Source organism: Homoserinimonas sp., from assembly GCF_056262345.1.
The window spans coordinates 1-4,794 of sequence record NZ_JBACFR010000259.1; the positions used below are offsets into that span (position 1 = coordinate 1).

Sequence of the window (4,794 nt, forward strand, 5' to 3'; positions counted from 1 at the left end):
GACACCGGCGGCCGGGGGCCAGCTCTCGCCACCCTCAGCGAGCTGCGCGACGCAGTGACCGCCACCGCAGGATCGCGCGGCAGCCGCATCCGCCATTCCGCAATCAACCAGGTGCGCGAGCGGGTCGACTCCCGTAGCGAAAGTCTGCTCCGGATGCTGCTGGTTCGAAGCGGGCTGCCCGAACCGTTGGTGAATGTGCCGGCCAATCGCGCGGATGGTGTGGTGCTCGGTCGGCCAGACCTCAGCTACGTCGAAGCGATGGTTGCCCTTGAGTATGAGGGCGATGGCCACCGCACCGACGTGCGGCAGTTTCGCTACGACATCGCCCGTCGCGAGCGGTTCGAGGATGCCGGATGGCGGGTGCGGCGGGTCACCTCGGACGATCTAAACCGCAGGCCCTGAGAGTTCGTGGCAGGCGTGCGCGCTCTACTCGTCGCACGAGGAATGCAGCTCTCGGCCCCAACCACCCTGCGCCGTGGCCGAACGATCTCGTGAGTGGCCACTTTCTGCGCCAAAACGAGACCTTTGGAGCACAAACTGGCCACTCACAGCATCCTGGGATGCGCCGCCACTACCCCGCGAAACCGACCGGGATGTAGACGTCTTGCACGCGGTCCGAGAGGGCCGTGTGGTCATTGCGGGTGTAGATGGCGCACGCATCGACTCGGCAGTCGACACCGTCGCCAACGGGTGACGGCACTTCGAGGTACGCCGTGAAGGTTCCGGTGGCGGCGTCGTCATAGCTGCGGGCGCCGAAGAGCTTCCACGCCCAGTCGTCGTTAATCCAGTTGCTGGGGGCGAACTGCACCGAGCCCGCTTCCTGCTGCTCACCCTCGGTCGCGGGAACGCCGCCGAGGCAGGGTCCGGGCTTCGTTTCGGGGTCGGGCGCGATCTTGCAGATGGCGACGTAGATACCCTGCGAGGTGTCATAACCCGTGCCGGTGACCACAATGCGTTCGCCCTCGACGAGGGCGGACGTATCGACCGTTCCAACGGGCTGCGCCGAAACAACGTCAAGGGTGCGGGTGCGCCCGTCATCGCCGACGGCGGTGACGCTGAGCGGCCACTCCTCGTCGGAATCTACGACGGTTGAGGTGCCCTGCTGTTCGTGCGTCAGGATCGGCACGACAATTATCGCCACGGGCACGAGCACCACCACGAGAGCGGCAGCGACGATCCACGGCCATACCCGGCGACGCTTGCCCTGTGGTGTGCTCACCGCCCGATTCTATCGATGGATGCCCCCGCATCCGCTGCGCTAGGCGGCTGCGCTGGCCGCCCAATTCTGCCACTTGCGTCGGGCCAGCATCGGCGTAGTGTTGCCGGTCGTGACCACTGATGCGCGGTCGCCGAAGCGTTGGTTGATCGGCGAACCGCTGCCCACAGAAAAGCTCGATGCCCAGTTGCTGCCGAAGCGCCTGGCACTGCCCATTTTCGCGAGCGACCCGCTCTCATCCGTCGCCTACGCGCCTCAAGAATTGCTGCTGATTCTGACGCTCGGCGGGCTCACGATGCTGTCGTTTGCCCCGTGGGTTGCCGCGGCTGTTGTGCTTCTGCTGCTGGTCGTTGTGGCGTCGTATCGGCAACTCGTGAAGGCCTATCCGTCGGGCGGCGGCGACTATGAGGTGGCCCATCGCAATCTGGGCGAGAAGGCTGGTCTCGTTGTGGCATCCGCTCTGCTCGTCGACTATGTGATGACGGTCACGGTGTCGGTGGCGAGCGGCGTCGACAACATCATTTCGGCGATCCCTGAGCTGCACGGCGCACGGGTCGAGTTGGCCGTCGTGTTCGTGGTGCTGCTCGTTGCGGTGAACCTGCGGGGCGTCGCCGAGTCGAGCAAAGCGTTCGCGCTGCCGACGTACCTCTTTATTGCGAGCGTGCTGCTCATGATCGTGGTGGGAGGCATCCGGGTGACGCTCGGTGACCTTCCCGTGGCGGAGTCGGCCGCGTACACGGTTGAAGCGAAGGACCTGAGTCAGGTGGCGATCGTGCTGCTGCTCTTGCGGGCTTTTGCTAGTGGATGTTCCGCGCTGACGGGCGTCGAGGCGATCAGCAACGGGGTGCCAGCGTTCAGAACGCCCAAGATTCGCAACGCCCAGTGGACCCTCGTGCTGATGGGCGGCATCGCGATCGTGTTGTTCGTGGGGGTGACCGCGCTGGCGTTGATCAGCAGGGTTCACTATTCCGAGGATCCGTGCGCGCTCATCGGCTGGGCGGAGTGCGCGACGGAGCCGCAGCGCAGCGTGATGGCGCAGCTGGCCGCTGCCGTGTTCGGCGGCGACACCACGATCATGTTTTTTGTTATTCAGGCGGCGACGGCTGCCGTGTTGTTGCTCGCGGCGAATACGGCGTTTAACGGGTTCCCGCTGCTCGGTTCTGTTTTGGCCCGCGACGGCTACGCCCCCAAGGGGCTGCAGGCGCGCGGCGATCGTCTCGTCTTCTCCAACGGCGTGATTGTGCTGGGGCTGCTCGCGATTGTGCTGCTCGTCGTCTACCAGGCGAACCTGACCCAGCTGATTCAGCTCTACATCATCGGGGTTTTCGTGTCATTCACCCTGGGGCAGGCCGGCATGGTCAAGCACTGGATGTCGATGGTGCGGTCGGGCGAGGCGCCGATGCGATCGGTCGCGTCGGGGCTCGCGATCAACGCGACAGGGGCTGTGTTTACGGCGACGGTTCTGATCATCGTCACGGTCACCAAGTTCACGCACGGTGCGTGGCTGGTGTTCGCGATCATGCCTGTTCTTTATCTGCTCATGGTTCGGGTGAATCGGTACTACGCCAAGATCGAGCGTGAGCTTGAGGTCGACCCCGTCACGAAATTTGGTTCCCGCGGGGACCACGCGATCGTGTTGGTGGGCCGTATGCAGAAGCCCACCCTTAAGGCGCTCGACTATGCGATCGCCGCCCGCCACGATTCGCTCGACGCGGTGCACTGCTCCGTCGACGATGCGGCAACCGACCTGCTGGAGAAGCAGTGGGCCGAAATGAACATCCGAGTGCCGCTGCGCGTTGTGCAGTCGCCCTATCGCGGCATCAGCGAACCGCTGATCGCGTACATCCGCGCGCATCGCGAGAAGCATGGGCCAGAGGTGACGACGGTCTACATTCCGCAGTACATCGTTGGTCACTGGTGGGAGCGGCTGCTGCACAACCAGAAGGCCCGCCGCATCCGCCACAAGCTCATGTTGGAGCACGGCGTGACGGTGGCGTTGGTGCCGTGGCTTCTCGGTTCGTCCGCGGGGATCACGGACCGCAAGGCGCGGCCCCTGCCGGGGCAGGTGCGCCGCGGCGAACCGGTGAAGCCTGTCGTTCGCCGACCACTGCCCCGCTCGGGAAACAAGCGGGGCTAGCGGGCGAGGTAACGCATCGCGGCGATAACTCGTCGGTGATCGTCGGGAACCATCGGCAGGTCGAGGGCGTCGAAAATGCGGGAGATGTGATTGACGACCGACTTCTCCGACAGCACGAGCTCGCGCGCGATGGCCGCGTTCGTGCGCCCCTGCGCGATGAGGGCGAGCACCTCTCGCTGCCGTCGAGTGAGCCGCTCGATGCCGCTGTCGGAATCGAAGGTCGTGGCATCCGCCATCTCCACCCTGGCCCGCGAGGCAGCGAGCGCTCGCTCGCTCGCGTGGAGCTCCGCCGTCAACCGTTCTCTGTCGAGGGTGAGGGCCACCAGTCGGCCCGCCGATCGCACGCTCTCCGAGTCGGCGATGAGTTCCGAGCTGTAAATGATGGCGGCGATGCGGCGGCCATCCAGCTCGACCTCGACGGCCGATCGGTGGCCGCGACCACCCGGGAGGGCAACGGGGGCGCCGGTCTCGTCTACGTGGATTCCCCTGTCCTCCACCCAGTAGGCGACCTGGAGATCAGGGTCGCCGATCGTGCGTGCGAGCGCTGCGGTCAACGCACTCGGTTCCCCGCCGCTCGCTCCCAGCCAGGTCTCGAGTTCCGAGAGGCCGGCGGTTCGCGCGAACCCGCCGCGGAGGATGCCCAGGGTGAACGCGATCGGAACGCCCCCGATCACAACTAGCTGCGCAATGCCCCGCCAGTAGGAGTCGACCCCGAACACACCCTCGAGAACGACGGAGCTGAACGGGATGAACAGAATGGCCAGCATGCCGTAGGCGAACAGCGGCACGAGGGTTCGCCGGAGCGCAGCATCTGCCGCACGCAGTCTCGAGGCGAGAACGATGGCCGTGCCAATGGCGACGGCTAGCCCGATCACACTCTGAAGCGCGGATGCTGTGGCCGCGAGCCCCGGAAGGTCGCTGACGAACAGGGGCGATTGCGCGCCGGGGTCGAAGAGATAACCGGGAGCCTCAAGCACGAGCGAGTTGGCGTAGGCGGCGAACACAATCCACCGAGAGGCTCTGCCCTGAATGCGGCCAGAGGGGAATGCGTGCAGCAGGTGCACCGTCAGGGCGAGCACGACCGTGGCGCTGATGGTGCCCACGACCATGAGCTGCAGATTGAGGCTATTCGAGAGCCCCGCGGCGAGGACCGCGAAGCCAGCGAGCACGATGAGTGCCCCCATGCGGTTGCCGGGGCGACGCCACCAGGCGAGGATGCCCGCCGCGAGATAGATGCAGACCACAACGGTGTAGAGGGCAACACCCGCGGCGGCGGCGGGGTCGACGGCCAGGTTAAGCAGTGCGCTCCCGAGGGCCATGGGCGAGGCTCCGAGCAACGCGAGGGCCCACCGCAGTGAGCGCACGACGGGAGACGACCGAACCACCGCGACTTCCCCCATCACCCCAGAATACTGGTTTCGATGAAGCGCTTCGACGGCGA

General features: G+C 65.8%; 3 protein-coding genes and 1 pseudogene. 2 read left to right on the top strand and 2 right to left on the bottom strand.

Annotated elements, in window-relative coordinates:
- Positions 1-402, top strand: a pseudogene (locus AC062T_RS12230) (hypothetical protein); the annotation flags it as partial.
- A gap of 169 nt (positions 403-571) precedes the next feature.
- Here the strand turns inward: AC062T_RS12230 and AC062T_RS12235 are convergent.
- Positions 572-1,219: a hypothetical protein gene (locus AC062T_RS12235; protein WP_476030409.1), complete on the bottom strand. Its 648-nt coding sequence runs from the start codon at positions 1,217-1,219 to the stop codon at positions 572-574.
- A 100-nt stretch (positions 1,220-1,319) separates the two neighbouring features.
- Here AC062T_RS12235 and AC062T_RS12240 point away from each other — a divergent pair, with 100 nt between their 5' ends.
- On the top strand, positions 1,320-3,353 hold the full coding sequence (locus AC062T_RS12240) for an APC family permease (RefSeq protein WP_476030413.1): 2,034 nt from the start codon (positions 1,320-1,322) through the stop codon (positions 3,351-3,353).
- Here the strand turns inward: AC062T_RS12240 and AC062T_RS12245 are convergent.
- On the bottom strand, positions 3,350-4,794 hold a 1,445-nt coding region (locus AC062T_RS12245; protein WP_476030411.1), incomplete at its 5' end, for a helix-turn-helix transcriptional regulator. The two genes, AC062T_RS12240 and AC062T_RS12245, sit on opposite strands and share 4 nt — an antisense overlap.